At 41.2% G+C, this 25,735-nt stretch carries 26 protein-coding genes; 23 read left to right on the forward strand and 3 right to left on the reverse strand.

Annotated features, from left to right (window positions below; translation table 11 throughout):
* The 5 genes from MHI33_RS08665 to coaD all read left to right on the forward strand — a co-directional run bounded on the left by MHI33_RS08665 (position 1) and on the right by coaD (position 2,608).
* Positions 1-408 carry a hypothetical protein gene (locus MHI33_RS08665; protein WP_044142002.1) on the forward strand — a complete coding sequence of 136 codons (408 nt, stop codon included), beginning with the start codon at positions 1-3 and terminating at the stop codon, positions 406-408.
* A 57-nt stretch (positions 409-465) separates the two neighbouring features.
* A complete protein-coding gene (locus MHI33_RS08670; RefSeq protein WP_003211139.1) occupies positions 466-915 on the forward strand; it encodes a YlbF family regulator in 450 nt (149 codons plus the stop codon).
* Between the two features lie 66 nt (positions 916-981).
* The gene (locus MHI33_RS08675; RefSeq protein WP_003212137.1) at positions 982-1,254 is read left to right on the forward strand and encodes a YlbG family protein; all 273 of its coding nucleotides are present in this window, start codon (positions 982-984) and stop codon (positions 1,252-1,254) included.
* A gap of 310 nt (positions 1,255-1,564) precedes the next feature.
* Positions 1,565-2,122, forward strand: coding sequence for a 16S rRNA (guanine(966)-N(2))-methyltransferase RsmD (rsmD, locus tag MHI33_RS08680; protein ID WP_407707530.1), 558 nt, complete (start codon positions 1,565-1,567; stop codon positions 2,120-2,122).
* A 3-nt stretch (positions 2,123-2,125) separates the two neighbouring features.
* The gene (coaD, locus tag MHI33_RS08685) at positions 2,126-2,608 is read left to right on the forward strand and encodes a pantetheine-phosphate adenylyltransferase (RefSeq protein ID WP_044142001.1); all 483 of its coding nucleotides are present in this window, start codon (positions 2,126-2,128) and stop codon (positions 2,606-2,608) included.
* 13 nt (positions 2,609-2,621) lie between these two features.
* On the opposite strand, the gene ylbJ is transcribed toward coaD, so the two are convergent.
* Positions 2,622-3,830 carry a sporulation integral membrane protein YlbJ gene (ylbJ, locus tag MHI33_RS08690; protein ID WP_044142000.1) on the reverse strand — a complete coding sequence of 403 codons (1,209 nt, stop codon included), beginning with the start codon at positions 3,828-3,830 and terminating at the stop codon, positions 2,622-2,624.
* A gap of 158 nt (positions 3,831-3,988) precedes the next feature.
* Between ylbJ and MHI33_RS08695 the strand changes: the two genes are divergently transcribed.
* Positions 3,989-4,768 carry a patatin-like phospholipase family protein gene (locus tag MHI33_RS08695; RefSeq protein WP_044141999.1) on the forward strand — a complete coding sequence of 260 codons (780 nt, stop codon included), beginning with the start codon at positions 3,989-3,991 and terminating at the stop codon, positions 4,766-4,768.
* A 4-nt stretch (positions 4,769-4,772) separates the two neighbouring features.
* A complete protein-coding gene (locus MHI33_RS08700) occupies positions 4,773-5,801 on the forward strand; it encodes a SepM family pheromone-processing serine protease (protein WP_044141998.1) in 1,029 nt (342 codons plus the stop codon).
* A gap of 37 nt (positions 5,802-5,838) precedes the next feature.
* Here the strand turns inward: MHI33_RS08700 and MHI33_RS08705 are convergent, their stop codons facing one another.
* Positions 5,839-7,083, reverse strand: a complete 1,245-nt coding sequence (locus MHI33_RS08705; RefSeq protein WP_340910667.1) for a nucleotidyltransferase — start codon at positions 7,081-7,083, stop codon at positions 5,839-5,841.
* A 206-nt stretch (positions 7,084-7,289) separates the two neighbouring features.
* Between MHI33_RS08705 and MHI33_RS08710 the strand changes: the two genes are divergently transcribed.
* The 3 genes from MHI33_RS08710 to gerR all read left to right on the forward strand — a co-directional run bounded on the left by MHI33_RS08710 (position 7,290) and on the right by gerR (position 8,681).
* Positions 7,290-7,808: a YceD family protein gene (locus tag MHI33_RS08710; protein WP_003210956.1), complete on the forward strand. Its 519-nt coding sequence runs from the start codon at positions 7,290-7,292 to the stop codon at positions 7,806-7,808.
* Positions 7,809-7,829: 21 nt separating this feature from the next.
* Complete coding sequence (rpmF, locus tag MHI33_RS08715; RefSeq protein WP_008354700.1) at positions 7,830-8,003, forward strand: 50S ribosomal protein L32; 174 nt, start codon at positions 7,830-7,832, stop codon at positions 8,001-8,003.
* 138 nt (positions 8,004-8,141) lie between these two features.
* Positions 8,142-8,681, forward strand: coding sequence for a sporulation-specific transcriptional regulator GerR (gene gerR, locus MHI33_RS08720; protein WP_065097227.1), 540 nt, complete (start codon positions 8,142-8,144; stop codon positions 8,679-8,681).
* Between the two features lie 45 nt (positions 8,682-8,726).
* Here gerR and MHI33_RS08725 read toward each other — a convergent pair whose 3' ends face one another.
* A complete protein-coding gene (locus MHI33_RS08725) occupies positions 8,727-9,206 on the reverse strand; it encodes an N-acetyltransferase (protein WP_003211702.1) in 480 nt (159 codons plus the stop codon).
* A gap of 209 nt (positions 9,207-9,415) precedes the next feature.
* Here MHI33_RS08725 and MHI33_RS08730 point away from each other — a divergent pair, with 209 nt between their 5' ends.
* The 13 genes from MHI33_RS08730 to murB all read left to right on the forward strand — a co-directional run bounded on the left by MHI33_RS08730 (position 9,416) and on the right by murB (position 25,696).
* On the forward strand, positions 9,416-10,315 hold the full coding sequence (locus MHI33_RS08730) for a 2-dehydropantoate 2-reductase (RefSeq protein ID WP_278178988.1): 900 nt from the start codon (positions 9,416-9,418) through the stop codon (positions 10,313-10,315).
* Between the two features lie 65 nt (positions 10,316-10,380).
* Entirely contained in the window at positions 10,381-12,000 is a 1,620-nt protein-coding gene (bshC, locus tag MHI33_RS08735; RefSeq protein WP_065097229.1) for a bacillithiol biosynthesis cysteine-adding enzyme BshC, read from the forward strand.
* A gap of 128 nt (positions 12,001-12,128) precedes the next feature.
* Positions 12,129-12,560, forward strand: a complete 432-nt coding sequence (mraZ, locus tag MHI33_RS08740) for a division/cell wall cluster transcriptional repressor MraZ (protein ID WP_003211163.1) — start codon at positions 12,129-12,131, stop codon at positions 12,558-12,560.
* 66 nt (positions 12,561-12,626) lie between these two features.
* Positions 12,627-13,559 carry a 16S rRNA (cytosine(1402)-N(4))-methyltransferase RsmH gene (gene rsmH / locus MHI33_RS08745; protein ID WP_126741219.1) on the forward strand — a complete coding sequence of 311 codons (933 nt, stop codon included), beginning with the start codon at positions 12,627-12,629 and terminating at the stop codon, positions 13,557-13,559.
* A gap of 37 nt (positions 13,560-13,596) precedes the next feature.
* Entirely contained in the window at positions 13,597-13,944 is a 348-nt protein-coding gene (gene ftsL / locus MHI33_RS08750) for a cell division protein FtsL (RefSeq protein ID WP_044141994.1), read from the forward strand.
* A 7-nt stretch (positions 13,945-13,951) separates the two neighbouring features.
* Positions 13,952-16,102, forward strand: a complete 2,151-nt coding sequence (locus MHI33_RS08755; protein WP_268507363.1) for a penicillin-binding protein — start codon at positions 13,952-13,954, stop codon at positions 16,100-16,102.
* Positions 16,103-16,227: 125 nt separating this feature from the next.
* Complete coding sequence (locus MHI33_RS08760) at positions 16,228-18,147, forward strand: stage V sporulation protein D (RefSeq protein ID WP_012009866.1); 1,920 nt, start codon at positions 16,228-16,230, stop codon at positions 18,145-18,147.
* Between the two features lie 212 nt (positions 18,148-18,359).
* Entirely contained in the window at positions 18,360-19,835 is a 1,476-nt protein-coding gene (locus MHI33_RS08765; RefSeq protein WP_044142100.1) for a UDP-N-acetylmuramoyl-L-alanyl-D-glutamate--2,6-diaminopimelate ligase, read from the forward strand.
* A 135-nt stretch (positions 19,836-19,970) separates the two neighbouring features.
* Positions 19,971-20,945 (forward strand): phospho-N-acetylmuramoyl-pentapeptide-transferase, encoded by a 975-nt coding sequence (mraY, locus tag MHI33_RS08770; RefSeq protein ID WP_003211854.1) that lies wholly within the window; start codon positions 19,971-19,973, stop codon positions 20,943-20,945.
* Positions 20,946-20,954: 9 nt separating this feature from the next.
* Positions 20,955-22,301, forward strand: coding sequence for a UDP-N-acetylmuramoyl-L-alanine--D-glutamate ligase (murD, locus tag MHI33_RS08775; protein WP_445661787.1), 1,347 nt, complete (start codon positions 20,955-20,957; stop codon positions 22,299-22,301).
* 59 nt (positions 22,302-22,360) lie between these two features.
* The gene (gene spoVE, locus MHI33_RS08780; protein ID WP_044141993.1) at positions 22,361-23,461 is read left to right on the forward strand and encodes a stage V sporulation protein E; all 1,101 of its coding nucleotides are present in this window, start codon (positions 22,361-22,363) and stop codon (positions 23,459-23,461) included.
* Between the two features lie 197 nt (positions 23,462-23,658).
* Entirely contained in the window at positions 23,659-24,753 is a 1,095-nt protein-coding gene (murG, locus tag MHI33_RS08785; protein WP_003212323.1) for an undecaprenyldiphospho-muramoylpentapeptide beta-N-acetylglucosaminyltransferase, read from the forward strand.
* Between the two features lie 31 nt (positions 24,754-24,784).
* Positions 24,785-25,696, forward strand: a complete 912-nt coding sequence (murB, locus tag MHI33_RS08790; RefSeq protein WP_044141992.1) for a UDP-N-acetylmuramate dehydrogenase — start codon at positions 24,785-24,787, stop codon at positions 25,694-25,696.
* Positions 25,697-25,735: the final 39 nt, after the last annotated feature.

Here is a 25,735-nt window from a genome sequence, read left to right on the forward strand (position 1 = left end):
ATGAAATGGATGCTGTCAATATGCGCATTGCTTTTTCTTGTCACCGGGTGTCAAAGTCAACATGAAGAGAAGCAAGTCATGAAGGAAGATCCAGCTGTACATGTGATGCAGCAAGCCCAGAGTGAAATGAAGCAGCAAGGCTTTTTAAAATACAAAGTGCAGGGGTCTTCTGTTTATATAGAAAGTACACTGCAAGATTTTCATCTTGAGCCTACGCGACTAAAAAAGGATGAGAAGGCGGGATATTTTACAGTGTATGTAGACGGAAAACGTGCAGGCAATGAATATACTGCTGCATTTGTGGTCAAGCATCTCTCAAAAGGAAAGCATAAAATGACCGTTGTGCTCAATTCTCGTCATCCAGAATATAGGCAGAAAAGAGAGACATGGGATGTATTTGTGACGTAAAAGCATTTTCTGATCCATAGGTTTCGTGGTAAACTATGAATTGGAGGTGCATCATTTATGTATGCGACAATCGAATCTGTGGAGCTCCAAGAGGAAGCGAATCAATTGGCTGCCATGATTCTTCAGTCGGAGGAGGCTGAACATTACCGCAACTGCTTTAAGCGTCTCCAGCAAGACGAAGAAGCCCAACAAATTATTGCCCATTTTACAAAAGTAAAAGAGCAATATGAGGATGTGCAGCGGTTCGGCAAATACCATCCGGACTATAGAACGATCTCAAAGGAAATGCGTGAGGTCAAAAGAAAGATAGATCTTCACGATACAGTGGTTGATTTCAAAAAAGCAGAAACAGCGATTCAATCCATCTTAGATGAGATTAGTATTGAAATCGGTCAAGCTGTATCAGCATATATCAAAGTTCCAACAGGGAACCCATATTTTGATGGTCTATCATCATGCGGCGGTGGCTGTGGATCTGGTGGCAGCTGTGGCTGTAAAGTATCTTGACGAGACTTGAATGTCTCGTCTTTTACATAATGACTGAAAAGAATTGAAAAAGCGGCAGGTGAAAAGATGGAAACCAAACGTCAAGGGATGGTCGTTTGGCTGCATTCGTTAAAGCAGTCAAAGGCGCTAAGAAAATTTGGAAATGTTCACTATATTTCAAGGAAAATGAAATATGCAGTGATCTATTGTGATATGAATGATCTCGAGCGCCATATGGCTAAGCTCAGCTCATTGCCATTTGTGAAACGTGTTGAGCCTTCATATAAACCTTTTATTAAATTAGAGTACGAATCCAAATTGGACAAAGCAAAAGAGTATGATTATAAAGTGGGCTTTTAAAGACACAAAAAAACCCCCGCGGCATCACCCGCGGGGTCCTTCTATTCTTAATGATTCATTAAGGAGAAGGCAAAGGGAGAGGAGAAACCGGAGGAAGAACTTATGGGGAAACGTAAGTCTTCTCCGCGGTTGGCAACAGCACCACATCAGATGCTGTTATAAGTAGTATGACCCCGCTTTTCTTGATCTATACATAGAAAATGAATGAAAGTCCGCGCATTGTCCCCTGCGGAGTGTTGTGGTAAGATAATGTTGGATTTTTTGTCATACACAATAACCAATAGAAGCAAGCAGAAAAAGTGGTGGGAAAATGAGAGTCATCTCTGGAACGAGAAAAGGCCGCACACTTAAAGCGGTACCAGGTCAATCAACAAGACCGACGACAGATAAAGTAAAAGAATCGATATTTAATATGATCGGCCCGTATTTTGATGGCGGATGGGCCCTTGATTTATTTGCGGGAAGCGGTGGTTTAGGGATTGAAGCGCTTTCTAGAGGATTCGATCATTGCATATTCGTTGATCGAGATATGAAGGCGATTCAAACGATAAAAGGAAACCTCAATCAATTGGAGCTGATTGATCAAAGTGAAGTGTTTCGAAACGAGGCAAAGCGTGCACTCGCAGCCATTGTGAAACGAGAGGAATCCTTTCAAGCGATCTTTCTTGATCCGCCTTACAAAGATCAACAGCTGAAAGCACTTCTTGACATGATTGACGAGCATGCCTTATTAACAGATGACGGCGTGATCGTGTGTGAGCATGATAAGGACGTTATACTGCCAGAGGAAGCTGGACAGCTTTACATATCAAGACAGGAACTGTATGGGTTGACTGGTATTACGATCTATAGAAAGCGGGGAAATTAAAGCATGGGGAACATAGCCGTTTGTCCGGGTAGCTTCGATCCAGTCACATTGGGCCATTTGGATATCATCAAAAGAGGTGCAAAGATCTTTGATGAAGTGTATGTATGTGTACTAAATAACTCATCCAAGAAACCGTTATTTACTGTTGAAGAACGGTGTGAGCTCATTCGCCAAGCGACGAAGGATCTGCCAAATATCAAAGTTGAATCCTTTCACGGTCTGCTTGTTGATTATGCGAAACAAAAAGAAGCCAAAGTCATTTTACGCGGATTAAGAGCTGTGACAGACTTTGAATATGAAATGCAAGGCACATCAATGAATAAAGTGTTAAACGATGACATTGAAACGTTTTTCATGATGACCAACAATCAGTATTCCTTCTTAAGCTCCAGCATAGTCAAAGAAGTAGCGAAATATGATGGTTCAGTCAAAGACCTTGTGCCAAAAGAGGTAGAAGAAGCGCTGATAGAAAAATTTAAAGGATGAGTGCACCGTGTACTCATCCTTTTTTTAATTTCTGATAGTATAGCGCCGTATACAAGATCAAGCTGCATAGCGTGATCAAAGGGCCAGCTGTCACAAGCTGATTCCAAAGCACACTGCTGTACATGACGACCTGCTGGCTTGCTTCAAAGGCACCTGCTGGGAGAGCCATGTCAGATCGAGAGACATAAAGAGGCTTGAACAATAAGAAGGCAAAAACAGCTGCATAAATCCCGTGAAGCAAACGAGCGAAGAAAAACGGTTTAAAGCGTATATCTGTTGCCGCCAGAATGCCAGCGACCTGAGCTTGAACAGAAAACCCGCTGAATCCTAATATAAAGCTGACGACAATCGTTTTAGCAAGAAGGGTGACTTCCTGTGACCCTGTCAGCTGACTTCCTAATGTGATTTCAAATAAACCAGCAATCATTGCAAGATCTAATTCTGGCGGAAGATGCATCGTTTGCAGCATATATCCGATCCCTATGGATAAGAGGTCCGTCACATGAACAACTGACAGCATTTTGCTAAACACAGAAAATAAGATAATAAAGCCGCCAATCATAAAGAGTGTTTGGACTGATGACATGACCGCATCACTTAAAATTTGGCCGAGCGGTCTTTTCTCTGCGAGTCTTGCTGTATGAAGAGCGCTGAATGCCTCTTGAAACGGTGGGAATAAAAATCGCTTACGGCTCCTCAGATGTGCATCATGCCGTGCTTTATATCCCCGCATCGTCACCCCAACAGCGAGATTACCTAAATAATGTGCGCAGGCCAAAACAATTCCTAAAGCTGGATGATGAAAAAAACCAACAGCCACCGCACCGAAAATAAACAATGGATTCGATGAATTTGTAAAAGAAACGAGGCGCTCTGCTTCGATTTGTGTCAGTTGTCCTTCCTGCCTGAGTCTTGTGGTTAATTTCGCACCAGAAGGAAAGCCTGATGCCATTCCCATTGCTAGGACAAATCCGCCTACACCAGGTACTCGAAAGATAGGGCGCATAAATGGTTCTAATAATACCCCGACAAATCTGACAATCCCGAAACTAATTAATAGCTCGGACAAAATAAAAAAAGGAAGCAATGATGGAAATACAACCTCCCACCACATTGCAAGTCCATTTTTAGACGCTTGCAAAGAGGCTTGTGGATGTGTAATCACAGTGGCTGTTAAAAAGATAAAAAAAGCAGCGATGAACAGAGTGTTCCATTTTTTCATGGAGATTTCGCCCCTTGCCGTTATGATCTATTGGCGAGCTCGTGATCAAAAAAGAAAGAAACTAGCCGAGCCTGTCTTCTATTACTATACGAGCAGAAGGGGCATGTTTAGACCAATAGATTCGTATATATGCATAGAAAAGAGGAGGGTGGATTTTCATGAGGCGACCAGTCATCGGGCTTGCGTTAGGCTCTGGGGGTGCGAGGGGAATGGCACATATCGGAGTTTTATCTAGTCTTGAGAAACAAGGTATTCAGGTAGATATGATCGCTGGCAGCAGTATTGGTGCACTTGTTGGGAGTTTTTATGCAGCAGGACAAGACGTAGAAAAAATGAAAAAACTTGCACTTGTCTTCAGAAGAAAGTATTATGCTGACTATACACTGCCAAAAATCGGTCTTTTAAAAGGAAATCGAATTTTGCAGCTGATTCACACGTTTACATATGGGAAAAAATTCGAAGAATTAAGAATGCCCCTTGCAGTGGTTGCCTGTGACCTCGAGACAGGGGAAAAGGTCGTGTTTAAAAAAGGGTCTGTCTCACAAGCAGTCAGAGCAAGCATCAGCATTCCAGGCGTGTTTGTTCCTCATGAAATGGGTGGCAGACAGCTAGTGGATGGAGCGGTTGTGGACCGCATTCCTGTGTCTGTTTTAAAAGATATGGGCGCAGACCTCATTATCGCCTCTGATGTATCAAGGGTGAAAAAAACAGAAAAGGCGACGAGATTATCGGATGTGATTATGCAAAGTTTGGACATCCTTCAAAATGAATTGGTCCGTCATCAAACCATTCACGCTGATGTCATGATCCGGCCGAAGCTTGAAACATTTAGCTCGAGTGCGTTCGCGCAGGTGCAGGAGATGATTGAAGCAGGTGAGCTTGCCGCAGATCAACTAACAGGTAAACTGAAAGATGTCATTGATAAATGGGAGTGTTAATCGAATGAAAAAATTAAATATTCGCTGGCTCAGCTTTTTTGTCGTTATCCTTGTATTATGTGGCTTAACCTTTGTCAAACTGCCATATTACGTGACAAAGCCGGGTGATGCAACCGAGATTGCTCCCCACATTCAAGTAGACGGCGGATATGGCGAGAAGGGCAGCTTCTCTCTTATGACAATTAAAGTAGGTCCAGCCAATCCGTATACGTATTTGCTTGCGAAAATGAATAAATATGACGAAATCGTCCCAGAAGAAAATATGAAAGCAGACGGGGAGTCGGATCAAGATTATATGAAAAGGCAGCTTCAGCTGATGAAAAGCTCTCAAGAAAATGCCATGATTGCAGCATATACAAAAGCAGGTAAAAAAGTAGATTATACGTTTAACGGCGTATATGCAAGCTACGTGATGAAAGGAATGCCTGCTTACGGCAAAATTGAAGTGGGCGACCGAATCAAAAGCGTTGATGGTAAGACCTATGATTCTGCTGATAAAATGGTTTCGTATATCAGCAGCAAAAAAGCAGGTACATCTGTCCGTTTTGTCCTTGAACGAAATGGCAAAGACATGACGGAGAAAGTGACGTTAAAACCATTTAAAGAAGAGCCGAATCGAGTTGGAATTGGCGTATCATTATTTACAGACCGAAATGTGAAAGTCTCACCTTCTATTAAGGTGGATATTGAAAATATCGGCGGACCGTCAGCGGGTCTTATGATGTCACTTGAAATTTATAACCAGCTGACAAAAGAAGACGAAACACATGGCTATGCGATTGCAGGAACGGGAACAATTGACGCCGATGGAACGGTCGGTCCAATTGGCGGAATCGATCAAAAGGTCGTGGCGGCAGATAAAGCCGGAAAAGATATATTCTTTGCACCGAATGATAAAGGTGATCCAAATTCAGACTATCGAAATGCTGTCAAAACAGCGAAAGATATTAAAAGTAATATGAAAATTGTGCCTGTAGATACAATGCAAGATGCGCTGAACTATTTAAACAAATTAAAAGAGAAAGCATCTTAAACAAAAAGAGCAGCCTTACGCAAGGCTGCTCTTTTTGCTAAGACTGGAAGAGACCAGTCTCTTCATCATATCGGATCGGTGAGGTTTTAAATTCCGCTTCCGTTAAATTCGTTTGCATCGGCTCACTAACGGGCAGGCTGAAGACGCGGGATGCGCGAATATCAAGATCAAGTGCGGGATGTGAAAAGGAAGACAGTTTACTAACGAGCGGCACGTCCAATTCTTTTTTCACAAGAGATAAGTATTGCTGCCCTTTCTTTGACATACCAAGTAAACGAATATAAGGCGCTTTTTTCTCTTTCAGCAGCTCATGCATGGCACTCTTTTTCACCCTCATTAAGAGATGTGTGTTCATCCGTTGCAGCCTTGTCCACGTATAGCGTTTTGTTTTCACGAGTGATAGATATTCCTCGTAGGAGGACGCATGTGTAATCGCCTTTTGCATGCGGTGTTCGATGCCTTCTTCGATTTCATAGATGCCTTCTAGTTCTGCCGTATCCATTGTGTGAAAGACGTGTTTTAAGAAGCTAAAGTAGGCTTCTTGTGTATGTAGAAGACCATATGAAGAATGATAGTCATGTAATTGCTTGAGCGTAGCTTCTGGGAGATAAGGGGCGACTGTTTCAAATGTACCATGATCTTTTAACGCTTTTCGTATGCTTGTTGCGCTTGCGATTTTCTGATTTTCAGGTAGTTCTTCATCATGATAACCAGATGAAATCCTTTGAGAGGTAAAGGGCTGTATGTGAGGGGATCTCTCCAAGATGGCTTTGACATAATGGAAACCTAAAATGTTATTGGGCAGAGACAGATCCAGTAAGTGCTTAGGATCAATCACCTCTTGAAACGCAGCAGCAGCAGCAGCTGGATAACTAAGGCCCTCTTTTACTTTTCCTTTTGTGAAAAGGTCAATTTCTTCTTTTTTCTCATGCCAAGCACGAGCCGTTCGCTCAAATGCTTTGATGTCACCATCCTCGCTGCCGAAAAAAAGGGAGTGGCATTTTAAAGCATCTAGAATCGCCACAGCACCGTTTGCAAAGGTTTCTGCCTTTTGCACTGCGTATATGTATGGAAGCTCACACACAATGTCTACACCGTTTTGCAGTGCCATTTTTGTCCGCGCCCATTTTGAGACGATGGCAGGCTCACCGCGCTGGAGGAAGGAACCGCTCATGACGGCAATGGCAACATCTGAGGAGGTATGTGTTTTCGCCTGACGAACATGATAGGCATGTCCATAATGAAATGGATTATACTCGACAACGACTCCTGTTGCTTTCAATAGATGTTCCGCCTTTCTTGCTATGGTTAAATGGTCTATGCTACAGTAGCATAAGGGAAAAATGAAGCCCATTTTTTTCAGTGTAGGCATTCCGAGAACTGATGTCAAACAACGCTCTGACATCACAAAGGACTGTAAAGAAAAAATATTGACAAATAACATGATGAAAGCTATAATCATGTTTGTTGCTCTTAGAGGTGATACAATTGAAATGGACAGTTTATCAGTTACATCAAAAAGCTAAAAACAGCTTCGATTTTCATGAGACGGTTGACTTAAATGAACTTACTAGCCTTCATTCAGATATACGTCGCATTTCACCGGTAGAGGTGAAAGGGACTGGAGTGATCGAATCAAAGCAAGTCGCATTTGATTTAACCATCACAGGTGAAATGACATTGCCTTGTTCAAGAACGCTTGTTGATGTAAATTATCCATTTGCGATTTCAACGAAAGAACTATTTGTACTTCATAAGACAGACGACATAGAAGATGAAGACGTTTCTATTGTAGAAGACGACATCATCGACTTAACGCCTTTAGTCAAGGAAGAAATTCTTCTTGAAGTGCCGATGCAAATCTTTTGCGACCAAACGGACGTAAAAGGTGCTGCACCACAAGAAGGGAATGACTGGGCGGTCATTTCGGAAGATGCACATCAAAACCGAATTGATCCGCGTCTGGAAGGCTTGAAGAAGCTCTTAGAAGAAAATAATGAATCTTAACTCTTTAAGGAGGTGGGAATAATGGCTGTACCTTTTAGAAGAACTTCTAAAATGAAAAAAAGATTGCGTCGTACGCATTTCAAACTACAAGTACCTGGTATGGTAGCTTGCCCAGAATGCGGTGAAATGAAAATTTCTCATCGTGTCTGCAAATCTTGCGGAACATACAAAGGCAAAGACGTAAAAAGCAACTAATGCTTGATAAAAAAACGTGAGGGAATCTTCCCTTGCGTTTTTTTATTTGTCTATTTTTTAGGTTTCTCCCCTGCAAATAGTCTATCTACTCTAGTAGGCGCATATGATGTGGTATTCAGATTCAGGGGGGATGATCAATTGACAATTACAAGGCAGGACGCATGGACACAAGATGAAGATTTACTTTTAGCAGAAGTCGTCTTAAGGCACATTCGAGATGGAGGGACGCAGCTTTCCGCATTTGAGGAGGTCGGGAAAGCATTGTCAAGAACAGCGGCAGCATGTGGTTTCAGGTGGAACTCATACGTTAGAAAACAATATCAGGCAGGCATAGAGCTGGCAAAAAAACAGCGGAAAGAATTGCGTAAAAAAATAGGTATTCATTCCTCTGGTTTACCACAGCATGCGTTAACCATAGAAGAGAAGACTTCTTCAAATCAGGCTGAATTGACCCTTCGAGAAGTGATTCAGTTTTTAGAGCAACTTGAAAAAGAACCTGATGGACCTGCTCATTTACGCGAAGAACTGGCTGATGCACAGCATCAATTGAAGTCACTTACAGAAGAAAATGAACACTTAAAGCGGCAATTAAAAATGACAGAAGAAGATTACCGGGCACTCATAAGTATTGTTGAAAGAGTCAAACAGAATATTAGCTTAAAAGAATATGCTAAATAAAGAGACGCCCCTCAAGAGAAAGGAGGGGCGTTTTGTGATCAGCCTTTAAGCGGACTCACCTGTATTTTTTTGAATATGTGCGGGCTCCCAGATGAGTGGATTTTCACCCTTATCGCGCTCCATATCATATTTGACTGCTTCAAAGCCCATTTTATCCCAAAAACCGGCAGATTTGACGCGTGGATTGGTCCGAATTGGCAATCCGAACGATTTAGCGAATTCAACAAGTGCTTCGCCGTACCCTTTGCGCTGATACCCAGGAAGCACTTCCAGCTTCCACAGCTCTAAATAATCATGGTTGTGGTTAAAATACGTTGTCGTTGAGCCGTCCACTTGATAAAGGCTCATACGTGCCACTAGTTTATCTCCAAAATAAATCCCGTAAAATGGAGAGTTGCTGTCATTTTCAATCATATTGCTTTCAAGGTCTTCGAGCATGGATAGCTCTTGTATGCCGTATTCCTTAAATTGTTTAAATTCCTCTAAAGTTTTGTAATTAATTAGAAGTCGTTTTACTTGTGCCATATGATCTTCCCCCTTACACACATAATGTCGATAGTGATGTCATTGAAGGCGTTTTCATCCCATCCGCCTCAAAAAGTTTTTACACTTATTATTATAGTTTTTAAATTAAAAAAATTCAATCATAGCGCGTCATCTGCTTTTTGCATCACGACATGAACCTGTTAAAATAGTTGATATCATGAAGTAAACGAAAAAGGGATGTGCGGCAGTTGAACATTGGAATCATTGGCGGCGGTGCGATTGGTCTGCTCTGTGCTAGTTATTTAACGCAGCATCATGACGTCACAGTCTTTACAAGAAGAAACGAACAGGCAGAAGAGATTCGAGCAGTAGGCATAGAGCGAACAGTAAAAGGAGAAACACGCCAGGCGGCTGTTCATGCACAGACAGGAATAACAGGAGAATTTGATTTGCTCATCGTGACAGTGAAATATCATCATTTGCAAGATGTGCTTGGTGAACTATCGACATTACCTCCTCATCGTATCTTATTCTTACAGAACGGAATGGCTCACTTATTAGATTTGGAGAATTGGAAAAAGGGACATTCATTATACATAGGTGTGGTAGAGCACGGAGCGATGAAGATGTCAGATCATGCAGTGAACCATACAGGTATCGGTGTCATCAAGTGGGGGGCATTTCAGCATGAAGAAGCAGTTGATATAAAAAAAGCATTGAATGAGACATCATCTCATTTTCAGATGATCTATACGGATGAATGGAAAAAGGTGCTGGAGGAAAAACTGCTTGTCAATATCTGTATTAATCCGCTCACGGCTTTGTTGCATGTGAGAAACGGGGAATTGATCGCAAACCCCTCATATGAATACATGATGAAGTGTGCATTTGAAGAAGCAGTTTCCATCTTGGGCTTACCTGAAAAAGAGCGGCTCTGGTCTTATGTAGTCTCTGTTTGTGAGAAAACAGCTGAGAATCAGTCGTCTATGCTTCAAGATATAGTGAAAGGCCGCGAAACCGAAAGAAAAGCCATCCTTGGCTATCTTTTAAAAAAGGCTCAAGCTCACGGCGTTGCGGCGCCACATCTCACTTTCTTTGATCGAAGCTTGGAAGTATTGGAAAAAAAGCAAACAAAATCTTTTGAGTGAGCTCATTTACATGCTATACTTTTTTCGGGAAACTAACTATTTATTGAAGAAAGGAAGTTCTAAACATGCAATTGACTGAACTTTCCATCCGAAGTCAGAATTTATTCATACGTGATTATATAGAAGAAAAAAAAGAGATGACGACTTTTTTTGATTATGATATACATTCTGAACACACATGGAAAAAGAGATACGACGATCTCATGGAAATGAGCTTCCCGCGCGAGGCTTTAGCGGATTATATGAGCGCGTACCATGCAAAGTTTGAATCGAAAGCGATGCGCCAGAACATTGAAAAGATCCGTGATGAACGGAGTGTGATGGTGGTCGGAGGACAGCAGGCTGGTCTATTAACAGGACCGCTTTATACCATACATAAAATCATTTCCATCATTCAGTTTGCAAAAGAAAAAGAAACAGAGCTTGGCGTCCCAGTGATTCCGGTCTTTTGGGTAGCCGGTGAGGATCATGACGTAGATGAAATTAATTTTGTGTACACATCTGGCGAAAAGGGGCCAGTGAAACAAAAGCTGTCATTACATAACGTCAAAAAAGCGGCTGCGAAAAGAATCCCGCTTGATCAAGAAAAAACTGAGAAATGGCTCCGTGATGTGTTTTCAACGTATGAAGAATCTGCTTACACCAATGACTTGCTTGAACAGCTTCTTCGATGTTTACGCAAATCACAAACGTTTACTGATTTCTTTGAATGGATTGTATGTGACCTCTTTGAAGAAGATGGACTGCTTTTATTTAATTCAGGTGACTTAGGTGTCAAACCGCTTGAGCGTTCGTTATTCAAGCACATTGTCGAGACAAATGATGCGGTTACTGCTCGCTTAAATGAATCGCAGGCTGCTATGAAACGAGCAGGATATCAGCCAATTATTGAAGCTGGTGACAATCAGGCGAATCTGTTTTACGAATATGATGAGGAACGTTTCCTGATTGAAAAAGAGAACGGCCGGTTTTCTATATCAGAAGTGGGGCTTACGTGGACGAAGGAAGAGCTTTTGCAGGAAGTCGAGGAGCACCCAGAACGGTTTAGCAACAATGTGGTGACGCGTCCCTTGATGCAGGAAACCCTTCTCCCGGCACTTGCCTTTATGGCAGGACACGGTGAGGTTAACTATTGGGGAGAGCTGAAAGGAATCTTTGAGCATTTTAAATTAAAGATGGCGCCTGTTCTTCCGAGACTGCATGTGACCATTCTTGAAAGGCACATCGACAAGAAACTGCCAGTTAGAGAACTGTCGGTAGAAGAAGTGCTGACAAATGGAGTAAAAGAAAAGAAAGAAGCGCACTTTCAGCAAAGTCTTCCAGACAGCTTTGTTCAAGCGGTTCAACACGCCAAACGTGAATTAGCAAATGCTCATGGTGTGATGAGACAAGAAGCACTGGAGATTGAACCAAACTTCGAGCAGCTACTAGATAAAAATGCCAAATTTATTGAAGACCAGCTTCAATTTGTGTATCAAAAGGTGGCGCAGCGTGTGGAGGAGAAGGAAGGATACATCCTTCGGGACTTTGAACGGATTGAAAATAGTTTAAAACCATTAGATGCCCCGCAGGAAAGAATTTGGAATATCATGTACTTTTTAAACAAATATGGTCCAGAATTCTTCAAAACATTCAAAAATATGCCATTTTCATTTCAAAACAAGCAACAAATTGTCAAACTTTGAAATAAAGTTTTAATGAACCCTGACTAGTTCAGGGTTTTTTTTTATGTAGAAACAGTGTAGAATAAGTTTTGTGGAGAGAAGTGGTGGATAGTGGAGAGTAAGGGTGAGAAAGTGGGGCTCTGATTATCATGTTCATGGGTGAATACCAACATACGATTGATACAAAAGGGCGCATGATCATCCCTGCTAAATTTAGAGACGGTCTCGGAGAACAGTTTGTGCTGACGAGAGGGCTTGATCAATGTTTATTTGGCTACCCTATGAGTGAGTGGAAACTAATCGAAGAGAAACTCAAAGCACTACCGCTAACGAAAAAAGATGCACGTGCGTTTACCCGGTTCTTCTTCTCTGGCGCAGTCGAATGCGATCTGGACAAGCAGGGGCGTATTAACATCGCATCAAACCTACTCCAATATGCAAAACTCGAAAAAGAATGTGTGGTCATCGGCGTTTCAAATCGAATTGAGTTGTGGAGTAAGTCGATCTGGGAACAATATACAGAAGAGCAAGAAGATTCTTTTGCTGAAATTGCTGAAAACATGATTGGATTTGATATATAATAATCCCTTGTGCAGCAAGCTTTCTACACATTCATTTCTATTTGAAAAAGGTGGGACCATAACATCATGTTTCAACATGAGACAGTATTATTAAAAGAAACAGTTGACGGTTTAAACGTAAAAGAAGACGGTACATATGTGGACTGCACGCTAGGCGGAGCAGGTCATAGCTCATATTTACTATCTCATTTATCAGAAAAAGGAACATTGATTGGATTTGACCAAGACGATGCTGCACTGGATCATGCACGAGAGAAGCTCGCGGATTCTAAAGCGAACATTCTTTTCATAAAAAGCAACTTCCGATATTTAAAAGAACGTCTGAATGAACAAGGTATTACAAGCGTAGACGGTGTGATTTTTGACCTTGGTGTATCATCTCCTCAGCTCGACACACCAGAGAGAGGCTTTAGTTATCACCATGATGCACCTCTTGACATGCGAATGGATCAATCGGCCGCATTGTCGGCAAAAAAAGTGGTAAATGAATGGCCATTTGAAGATCTAGTTCGGATTTTCTACAAATATGGGGAAGAAAAGTTCAGTAAGCAAATCGCACGCAAAATTGAAGAAGCAAGAAAAAAAGCGCCAATTGAAACAACGGGTGAGCTTGTCGACATTATCAAAGAAGGAATTCCGGCACCTGCAAGACGAACTGGCGGACATCCAGCGAAAAGAGTGTTTCAAGCGATCCGAATTGCCGTAAATGATGAATTGAAAGTATTTGAAGAAGCACTAGAACAAGCAATAGAGTTACTCAATCCGAAGGGGAGAATTTCTGTCATTACATTCCATTCACTTGAAGACCGGATTTGTAAAAGTACATTTAGAGAAATGTCTTCTCTTCCAGAACTTCCGCACGGACTACCAGTGATTCCAGAAGGACTTGAACCTAAGCTGAAGCTGATCACGAGAAAACCGATCGTTGCATCAGAACAAGAGCTGGAACATAACAACCGTGCCCGTTCAGCGAAGCTCCGAATTGCAGAAAAAAAGTAAAATGACACCATAGATGATGATAAAAAGGAGGTTTCTTATGAGTAATTTGGCTTATCAAAGAGAAGTGAAGCAACATCAAACAGAGCAGCAAGGCCAATCGGTTGTCATTAAAAGAAGAGGTTCTATCACACTTGGTGAAAAAATCTTACTTGTCATGTTTGTCATGGCTCTTATGTGCAGCTCGATTCTCATCATTTCTAAAGCCTTTGCTGTCTATCACGCCAATATCGAAGTGCAGAAGCTAGAACAGCAAGTATCTTTAGAATCGAAGAAGATCACTGAGCTACAAAAGGAAAAAGATTTGCTGAGTGAACCAGAAAGAATCATTGATGCTGCGAAAAAAGCAGGCTTAACTATTTCGAAAGATGTTAAGAAGGTCGATTAACATGGCGATGCCTAAAAAGAATAAAATGATGAACAGAGGCGCGGCAATTGCAAGTATTTGCTTCGCCCTGTTTTTCTTTATCATCCTAGCACGTTTTATCTATATTCAAATTACAGGAACAGTTGATGGACAAGTATTAGCTGCCAAGGCAAATGAACAATATCAATCGAAGAAAACACTTGAAGCCAAAAGAGGATCTATTTTAGACCGGAATGGGAATGTGATTGCTGAGGATACATCTGTGTATAAGCTCATTGCGGTCATGAGCAAGAAAATGACAGTGGACCCTAAGCATCCAATGCATGTCGTCGATAAAGAAAAGACAGCAAAAGAGCTCTCGAAAGTCATCGATATGAGTGAAAGCGAAATTTTAAAGCGTCTCAATACAAAAGATGCATTCCAAGTGGAGTTTGGTAAAGCGGGGAAGGATATTAGTTTTTCAACGAAGGAAAAAATTGAAAAGCTAAAGCTTCCAGGTGTTGCTTTTGAAAAAGACACGAAGCGATATTATCCAAACGGCATGTTTGCTTCTAACCTAATCGGTTATGCCAGATTAAATGAGGCGACAAAGGACATGTCAGGTGCAATGGGACTTGAGAAGGCACTGAACAAATTTTTAAAAGAAAAAGACGGTTATGTGACATATAACAGTGACAGAAGCGGATGGGCCTTACCGAATAGTAAAGAAGACATTGTCGCCCCGAAAGACGGGAAAAATGTCACGCTGACCATCGATCAGAAAATTCAAGCGTTTCTTGAAGAAAGTATGACGCAGGTTGCCAAAAAGTATAAGCCGAAGAAAATCATTGCCACAGTCGTTGATCCGAAAACTGGGAAGGTTCTCGCGATGGGGCAGCGACCAAGCTTTAATTTAAATGAACTAGACATTACGAATTATAACAATGATGTGATTTCATATGCGTTTGAACCAGGTTCAACGATGAAGATCTTTACCCTCGCTGCGGCGATCCAAGAAGGGGTCTACCAAGGCAGTGAAAAATATCAATCTGGTACTTATAAAGTAGGCGGCGGCCTTGTGCGAGACCACAACAACGGAAATGGCTGGGGGAAAATTGACTTTCATCAAGGAGTTCTTCGCTCGTCAAATGTGGCCTTTGCAAAGCTGGCAAAAGAAAAACTAGGCTTCACACGATACGAACAATATTTGCAGAAGTTCCATTTCTATGACAAAACGGGGATTGATTTGCCGAACGAAGCGTCTAGCAAAATCAATTATAGATATGAATATGACAAAGCATCGACAGCTTATGGTCAAGCATCAGCCATCACACCGATTCAACAAATCGAAGCAGCCACTGCGATAGCAAACGGCGGAACAATGATGAAGCCATATGTCATTGACCATATTACAGACCCGAACACAAACAAAACGATTTTGCAGCACGAACCAACAGCAGCAGGAAAACCGATTTCATCTGATACAGCGAAGCAAGTTCGTGATATTTTAGGTGAGGTTGTTTCCTCGAAAATTGGAACAGGTCAGCCTTATCAAATCAAAGGCTTCGACGTTGCTGGAAAAACAGGAACGGGACAAATTGGCGGTGCCGGCGGTTACCTCCAAGGAAGAAACGATTACGTCTTTTCATTTATGGGAATGGCGCCAAAAGATGATCCGAAGCTGCTTGTGTATGTGGCTGTTCAGCAGCCGCAGCTGTCTGATACAGAAACAGGGTCTGCTCCGGTTTCTCAAATTTTTAACCCTGTCATGAAAAATAGTTTGCTATATTTAAATATTGCACCAACAAAAACAGACGATAAAAAATCAGGCGAACAAAAAGTGAAACAAGAAACGATGCCTTCATTCCTGGATTTAGAAGTGAAGCAGGCAGAAACAGAAGTCAAAAATAAACACTTAACACCTGTTGTCATCGGCGACGGTCTGTCCATTAAACGCCAGTGGCCGAGTGCGGGCTCTGAATTCTCTGAAAGCCAGAAAGTGTTCTTGAAAACAGCAGGGAAAACCATTAAGATGCCTGATATGACAGGCTGGTCCAGAAGGGAAGTCCTTCAATATGCTTCGATTGCCGGTGTGCATATAGAAACAAATGGACAAGGCTATGCTGTGAAACAAAGTGTCAAAAGTGGAGCGGAGATTTCAGACAAAGTCGTCACTGTAACATTTAAAAGCCCAAATTAACTGTAAACCTAGCAAATCACTTGCTAGGTTTTTTCTTTTGCTCCAGCAGAATATCACGATGCGTTCTACAAAAGGACGGGCCTGCATATGATGAGAACAAGCCATATGTAAGGAGTGAACCGGGCGTGCGAGTGTCGAGTGTAACAGTGAGAAAACGATTGCTTTTCGTGCTGCTGTTTGGAGTGATCATTTTTTTCATCATAGATACTAGATTAGGATATGTGCAGTTTATTATGGGTGAGAAGCTGACAAGCTTAGCAAAAGATTCATGGAGCCGAAACCTTCCATTCGAACCGGAACGAGGAGATATTTTGGACCGGAATGGGGTAGAGCTTGCGACGAACAAAAGTGCTCCATCTATTTTGGTCGTCCCACGGCAAATTAAAGACCCCGCCGAAACAAGCAAGAAATTGGCAGCTGTGCTGAATATGTCTGAAGAGAAAGCGTACAAGCACGTCACGAAAAAAACATCGATTGAACGAATTTCTCCCGAGGGCAGAAAGGTATCTCATGAAAAAGCAAAAGAAGTAAGAGAGCTTGATTTAGAAGGCGTGTATGTAGCAGAAGACAGCATCAGACATTATCCATTTGGCAGCTTTCTTTCACATGTACTGGGCTTTGCTGGAATCGATAATCAAGGCTTACTTGGACTTGAAGCCTACTATGACGATGACCTAAAAGGCGAAAAAGGGTCTGTGAAGTTTTATTCCGATGCAAAAGGGCAGAAAATGCCAGATGAAGCAGACGATTATACTCCGCCTAAAGATGGTCTTGATATGAAATTAACAGTCGATGCAAAAGTACAAACCATCATAGAACGGGAATTAGACAACGCGCAGGCAAAGTATAATCCAGATGGTATGATCGCGATTGCGATGAATCCGAAAAATGGTGAAGTGCTAGGGATGTCAAGCAGACCAGATTTTGATCCAGCTGACTATCAATCAGTTGACTCAAAAGTGTTTAACCGAAATCTTCCGGTGTGGAGCACATATGAGCCGGGTTCGACATTTAAAATTATTACACTTGCAGCAGCATTAGAAGAGAAGAAAGTGAATTTAAAACGCGATTCATTTTTTGACAGTGGATCTGTGACAGTTGATGGTGCAAGACTCAGGTGCTGGAAAAAAGGCGGGCACGGATCACAGTCATTCTTGGAAGTAGTTCAAAATTCCTGTAACCCCGGCTTTGTAGAGCTAGGAGATCGTCTTGGTAAAGAAAAATTATTTTCTTATATCAAAAATTTCGGATTTGGCCAAAAAACCGGAATTGACCTTCAAGGAGAAGGGCGGGGAATTTTGTTCCCGCTTGATCGTGTAGGTCCTGTAGAGCAGGCGACCACGGCCTTTGGTCAAGGTGTATCTGTTACGCCAATTCAGCAAGTAGCTGCAGTAGCAGCTGCAGTAAATGGTGGGACACTTTACACACCTTATATTGCAAAAGAATGGATAGATCCAATCACAAAAGAGGTCGTGAAAAAGCAATCACCGATTGCCAAAAAGAAAGTGATTTCAGCAGAGACATCTAAAGAAATCAGGTATGCACTTGAAAGTGTAGTCGCTCAAGGAACTGGCCGAAATGCATTTGTTGAAGGGTATCGGGTCGGCGGAAAAACAGGAACAGCACAGAAGGTAAAGGACGGAAAGTATATGGAGAATAACCACATTGTGTCGTTTATCGGCTTTGCGCCTGCAGATGACCCAAGTATCGTAGTCTATGTAGCTGTGGATAACCCAAAAGGCACCATTCAATTTGGTGGTACCGTTGCCGCACCAATTGTTGGTCATATTATGCGGGATAGCCTGCCTGAGATGGGTGTGAAAAAAAGAAAAGGCCAAATTGAAAAGAAGTATCAGTGGCTGGACACAAAAACCATTGAAGTACCGAATCTTGTAGGAGGATCTGTTTCAGATCTTGAATCCCTCTTGATCAACCTAAAGATCGATGCCTCAGGAACTGGCAGTAAAGTAGTGAAGCAATCACCTGCTGCTGGGACAAAGGTCAAAGAAGGCTCCACGATCAGATTATACTTAAACGATGAATAATAAAGAATGAACAGAGGGTAGCCGCACTCATTTGGCTGCCTCTTTTTGTTGAAAGAGAAGGACAGTTTGAAAAAAAGAGTCCAAAGTGTGTTTTTTCCAACAGAAACTTAAGGAATACGCTGGATGTATCCTTTTTTTTACGATAAAATATAGACTGTGTGTTTTTTTCACAAGACATGCACGTGAACGAATTTGAGAGGTTTGATATGAAAATGAAATTACAAGAACTGCTTACATACTTTAAAAGTGAAAACAACGAATTGATAAACGAAAATCCTGATATCACTTCCATTGAGATGGATTCAAGAGAGGTGAAAGAGGGAAGCCTTTTTGTCTGTATAAAAGGCTATACAGTAGATGGACACGATTATGCTGAAAAAGCGGTGAAAAGCGGGGCTGCAGCCATTGTAGCAGAACACCCTCTTAACATAACAGAGGTACCAGTCATTATTGTGAAACACTCTCAAAGAGCACTTGCAAGAATAGCTGATGCGTTTTATGAACAGCCCACTCATAAGCTGAATCTCATCGGGATCACAGGCACAAACGGAAAAACCTCAACAACACACATGATCGAACAAATGATGAGAAAAGCCGAGAAGAAAACAGGCTTAATCGGTACGATGTATATGAAGGTGAATGATGACATTCTCGACGTGAAAAACACCACACCTGAAAGTGTCACACTTCAAAAAACGTTTAAACAGATGCTTGATCAAGATGTAGACACAGCCATCATGGAAGTATCATCGCATGCCCTCCATCTTGGCAGGGTGCATGGATGTGATTATGATATTGCTGTTTTCACAAATCTTTCGCAGGACCATCTTGACTACCACAACACAATGGAAGAATATAAACATGCGAAAAGCTTACTGTTTTCTCAGCTCGGAAGTGCCTTTCATCATAATAAACCGAAGCATGCGATTTTAAATGCAGATGATGAGGCTTCGCGTTATTTTGAAAAAGTCACAGCTGCTGAAATCATGACGTATGCCCTAGAGCGAAAAGCAGATGTCATGGCAAAAAATATTCAAATCATGCCAAAGGGAACTCAATTTGACTTGGTCACTCCAATCGGCACCAAGAAACTGACGGTTGCTCTCGTCGGAAAGTTCAATGTGTATAATATCCTCGCAGCTGTATCAGTTGGGATCGTATCTGGCTTAACATTTGAGACGATCGTGAGTGCGATTGAAGAGCTGGAAGGAGTCAAGGGCAGATTTGAACTTGTAAACTGCGATCAAGACTTCCCTGTCATCGTCGATTACGCACATACACCTGATAGTTTAGAAAATGTCCTCACAACATGTAGAGAATTAACAGAGGGCAAAATTTTCTGTGTAATTGGCTGCGGCGGCGACCGTGATAAAACAAAGCGTCCTCAAATGGCTCAAATCGCTGTGAAATATGCAGATGAACCTGTATTTACATCAGACAACCCAAGAAGCGAAGATCCTTCAGCCATTTTAAAAGATATGGAACACGGGGTGCCAGACGCATATTATCATAGCTTTGTGAATCGGAAACAAGCGATCTTCTTTGCCATTGCCAATGCGAAAAAAGGCGATACAGTCTTAATAGCGGGTAAAGGCCATGAGACCTATCAAATTATTGGTGATCAAGTCTATGACTTTGATGATGCAAAGGTTGCTATTGACGCTATTTTAGATCTAAACAAATCTTAAAATGATGAAAAGAGTGTAATGAAATGAAGCATTTTGTACAAAAACAACATACGAAGAACGTGAATGAATACCATAATAATGAATGCAATTTTCTGATGGAAAACGGCTTTGGAAATTCGGAAGGAGTAAAGAACGATGCTTGAACAGGTGATATTGTTTACAATCATAATGGGATTTTTAATCAGTGTTCTTTTATCCCCGATTTTTATACCGTTTTTAAGAAGACTAAAATTTGGTCAAAGTATTAGAGAAGAGGGCCCGCAGTCCCACCAAAAGAAATCTGGGACACCGACAATGGGCGGCATCATGATTATCTTTTCTATCACTATTACAACAATTGTGATGATCAACAAATTTTCTGAGATTAGTCCAGAAATGTTTTTACTGTTATTTGTCACACTTGGTTACGGCCTATTAGGATTTTTAGATGATTATATTAAAGTAGCGATGAAACGAAATCTTGGATTAACATCGAAACAGAAATTAATCGGTCAAATTGTGATCGCTGTGATCTTTTATGCAGTTTTCCATTATTATCAGTTTGCAACAACGATTCGCATTCCAGGAACAGACGTCAGCTTTGATTTAGGATGGGCTTACTTTATCCTTGTTGTTTTCATGCTTGTCGGAGGTTCTAATGCTGTGAACTTAACGGATGGACTGGATGGTCTCTTATCTGGAACCGCTGCTATTGCTTTCGGAGCATTTGCTATACTGGCTTGGAATCAATCCCAGTATGATGTAGCGATCTTTTCAGTAGCTGTTGCAGGAGCCGTCCTTGGCTTCCTTGTGTTTAACGCACATCCTGCAAAAGTATTTATGGGTGATACAGGTTCTCTAGCATTAGGCGGAGCCATTGTAGCAATTGCGATTTTAACGAAGCTTGAAATTTTACTTGTCATTATTGGTGGAGTATTTGTTGTTGAGACGTTATCCGTTATTCTTCAAGTCATCTCCTTTAAAACAACCGGCAAAAGAATCTTTAAGATGAGTCCGCTTCACCACCACTATGAGTTAGTTGGCTGGTCAGAGTGGAGAGTAGTTGTCACCTTCTGGACAGCTGGTTTATTACTTGCTGTTTTAGGAATTTACATCGAGGTGTGGTTATAATTGAATAAGATGCAAATGTTAAAAAACGAACATGTACTAGTATTAGGTCTTGCTAAAAGCGGATATGCGGCAGCTTCAATTCTTCATGAACATGGAGTAAATGTGACGGTAAATGATCAAAAACCGTTTGAAGAAAATAAACCTGCTCAGCTACTTTCTGAAAAGGGGATTGATGTCATTTGTGGCAGTCATCCTCTTCGTATATTCGAAGATAAAGACATTACAATTTTAATTAAAAATCCAGGAATTCCATATGAAAATGTGATGGTTCAAGAAGCGCTTCGCCGCCAAATTCCAGTTTGGACGGAAATAGAATTAGCGTATCATTTAACCTCATCTCCTTTTATTGGGATTACTGGATCAAATGGAAAAACCACTACCACGACATTGATTTATGAAATGCTGAAAAAAGACAGCCAAAAAACATTAGTGGCGGGTAATATTGGAACAGTTGCCAGTGAAGTCGCTGCAAATGCAGCTGGCGATGAGTGGATCGTAACGGAACTGTCTTCTTTTCAGTTAATGGGAACAGTTGAATTTAGACCTAAAATCAGCTTAATATTAAATATTTTTGATGCACATTTAGACTATCACCACACTCGTGAAGAATATGAAAAAGCAAAGCAGAAAGTATTCGCACATCAACATGAAGATGACATTGCTGTAATTAACTTAGATGATCCTTCCGTTGTAAAACTAGCAGAAGGTTCAAAAGCAAAAAAAGTGTTTTTCTCAGTGAAAGAGCCAGTAGAACATGGTGCGTTTATTCAACATGGTGCAATTTACTACATGAATGAACATATCATTGATGTAAAGGATGTTGTCCTTCCTGGTGAGCATAACCAAGAAAACATTCTGGCAGCTATTTGTGTTGTAAAAAATGCAGGCTGCTCAAATGAAGCAATCGTTCACGTTCTCACGACATTTGGTGGAGTGAAGCATCGTCTGCAATTTGTAGATACAATTCAGAGTCGGAAATTTTATAACGATAGTAAAGCAACCAATATTTTGGCAACAAGTAAAGCATTGTCAGCCTTCGAACAACCAACTATTTTATTAGCAGGTGGACTTGATCGAGGCAATGAATTTGATGAGTTGAAACCTTTTATGAAACATGTAAAAGGAATTATCACATTTGGTGAGACTGCACCTAAGTTTGTGAAGCTTGGTGAAGAGCTTGGAATACATCACGTAAAACATGTCGATAATGTTGAACAAGCAGTACCTGCGGCGTTTAACATATCTGAAGAAGAAGACGTGATTTTATTATCTCCGGCTTGTGCAAGCTGGGATCAACATAAAACATTTGAAGAACGTGGAGACATGTTTGTAAACGCCGTGCATATGCTTAAATAAGGGCTTGTCTCTCATATGACTGACAGCCCAAATGAAATTATGCTTGGGGTGTCGGTCTCTTGACGAATAAGAAAACTTCTCCGGATTTTTTGCTTGTTGTCATTACGTTACTTTTATTGACGATTGGTTTAATTATGGTGTACAGCGCTAGTGCTGTGTGGGCATCGTATAAATTTGATGATTCGTTTTATTTTGCAAAAAGACAGCTGTTGTTTGCCGGAATCGGAGTTATCGCAATGTTTTTCATTATGCGAGTCGATTATTGGACGTGGCGGACTTGGTCAAAGATATTGATTGCTGTTTGTTTTCTCCTTTTGCTGCTTGTACTTATTCCTGGCATTGGTATGGAGAGAAATGGATCAAGAAGCTGGATCGGTGTCGGTGCGTTTAGTATTCAGCCCTCTGAATTTATGAAGCTTGCGATGATTGCGTTTCTTGCAAAATTCTTATCTGAAAAACAAAAAAATATCACATCCTTTCGCAAAGGTTTTGCCCCAGCTTTAGGCATTGTATTTTCTGCATTTGCCATCATCATGCTTCAGCCGGATCTGGGAACAGGAACGGTGATGGTTGGAACCTGTATTATTATGATATTTGTTTCAGGTGCGAGAATAACTCACTTTATATTTCTCGGTCTTATAGGGCTCAGCGGGTTTGCTGCACTGGTCTTATCAGCACCCTACCGAATAAAACGAATTACATCATACTTAAATCCTTGGGAAGATCCGCTAGGCAGTGGGTTTCAAATTATTCAATCCTTATACGCTGTAGGTCCAGGTGGTCTGTTCGGAATGGGACTTGGTCAAAGTAGACAAAAATTCTTCTATTTACCTGAGCCCCAAACGGACTTCATCTTTGCGATATTGTCTGAAGAGCTTGGCTTTATAGGGGGATCACTCATTTTACTCCTCTTTAGTGTTCTATTATGGAGAGGCATACGAATAGCACTTGGAGCCCCAGACTTATATGGGAGTTTCCTAGCAGTTGGTATTATTTCAATGGTTGCCATACAAGTAATGATTAACATCGCAGTTGTCACTGGACTTATTCCTGTGACAGGTATCACGCTCCCATTCCTTAGTTATGGCGGCTCATCATTGACATTAATGCTGATGGCGATTGGCGTACTTCTGAATGTAAGCAGGTACGCAAGATATTAGCGTGCTGAAGCTTATGAAACCATGTTGACGTTTATTTTGCAAAAGTATAAAAAAATGATTTGAAGAGTGAAAATGACAGTTTTTGTTTCGAAAACGTGTATTTTGACTCTTCTTTACAGGTTTTAATGGAGCCCTGTTGTTTAAAACAGGGTTTATACTTTGTTCAGAGCAGAAAAAAAATGAGGGGAAATGGTATAATGCGTATAGTAATCAGTGGAGGCGGAACAGGCGGACATATTTATCCGGCCTTAGCCTTTATTAAAGAAGTGAAAAGACTGCATCCTGATGTGGAATTTTTATATATCGGTACTGAAAATGGACTTGAAAAGAAAATTGTAGAAAGAGAAAATATCCCTTTCAAGGCGATAGAAATTTCAGGTTTTAAACGAAAGCTTTCCTTTGATAACGTCAAAACGGTGATGAGATTTTTGAAAGGCGTTCAAAAAAGCAAATCTTACTTAAAAGAATTCAAGCCTGATGCGGTTATTGGAACAGGCGGTTATGTGTGTGGGCCTGTTGTTTATGCGGCTTCTAAGCTGAAAATCCCGACTATTATACACGAACAAAACAGCCTGCCTGGTATTACAAATAAGTTCCTAGCGAGATATGTTAATAGGGTAGCCATATGCTTTGATGAAGCAAAGGCACATTTTCCTTCTGAAAAGGTTGTATTTACGGGAAACCCTAGAGCCTCTGAAGTCGTCTCTATAAAAGAGGGGAAATCTCTTAAAGAATTCGGGCTCGATGAAAAGAAAAAAACGGTTCTTATTTTCGGCGGGAGTCGAGGTGCTGCTCCTATCAATAGAGCAGTGATCGAAATGCAAGATGATTTAAAGGCTAAAAACTACCAGCTTTTATATATCACAGGTGAGGTTCATTATGAAAAAGTGTTGAATGAACTAAAGGAAAAAGGTGCAGCACCTAACATGATCACAAAACCTTTCTTGCATCAAATGCCAGAGTACCTGAAATCGATCGATGTGATTGTTGCAAGAGCAGGAGCTACAACAATTGCTGAAGTAACGGCTCTTGGAATCCCAACCATTTTTATTCCGAGCCCATACGTGACGGCAAATCATCAGGAAATCAATGCAAGATCACTTGAAAAACATGATGCTGCGATTGTTTTAAGAGAATCAGAGCTTTCAGGGGATCGTTTGCTGCATGCCATTGATGAAATTGCTGGTAATGAAGAAAAACTCAACCAAATGAGCCGTTTAACGAAAGAACTCGGAGTACCAGATGCGGCTACACGTTTATATAATGTGTTAAAAGAAATAACGACTACATGATGGAATGATATTAGGTAAGGCGGAGGGTAATATGGAGAACTTGAAGAATGAATTATTAGAAGCGCAAGTTGGTAAAGTACTTGAAAATGAGCCGCTTTCGAATCATACAACAATGAAAATAGGCGGACCAGCAGATCTTTTGATCATCCCAAAAGATATCGATGCAGTGAAAACGATCATGGATCATGTGAAAAAACACCATACAAATTGGACGGTCATTGGAAGAGGATCGAATTTACTTATCCTTGATAAAGGAATTCGAGGAGTTGTCCTAAAGCTAGGTGCTGGACTGGCTCACCTAACTGTAAATGATGAAGAAATTGCAGTCGGCGGCGGCTACTCTGTCGTAAGACTCGCGACATCACTTAGTAAACAGGGTCTTTCAGGACTGGAATTCGCAGCTGGTATTCCGGGATCTATTGGCGGCGCTGTTTATATGAACGCAGGTGCACATGGATCTGATATCAGTAAGATTCTTGTGAAAGCCAGAATCTTATTTGAAGATGGAAGCATCGAGTGGCTCACAAATGAACAAATGAATTTTAGCTATCGAACGTCAGTCCTACAAAAGGAACGACCTGGCATTGTTCTAGAAGCTGTGTTTAAGCTCAAGCAGGATGACCGCGAGAAAATCACAAAGAAGATGCAGCAAAATAAAGATTATCGTAAAGAAACCCAGCCTTATAATCGGCCATGTGCTGGCAGTATTTTTCGAAATCCGCTGCCTGAATATGCAGGACAGCTTGTAGAAAAAGCGAATTTAAAAGGATACCAAATCGGCGGAGCTAGAATTTCTGATTTGCACGGCAACTTTATTGTCAACGCTGGTGGAGCCACTGCTCAAGACGTGTTGGACTTAATTCAGTTCATCCAAAAGAAAATTAAAGAAGACTACAACGTAGAGATGCATACAGAAGTAGAAATTATCGGTGAAGAAAATTAACAGGTAGTTTTTATGAATGATGACATCAGAGGAAAACAA

It is taken from the genome of Bacillus sp. FSL K6-2971 (genome assembly GCF_038006405.1).
GTDB classification, from domain to species: domain Bacteria; phylum Bacillota; class Bacilli; order Bacillales; family Bacillaceae; genus Bacillus; species Bacillus pumilus.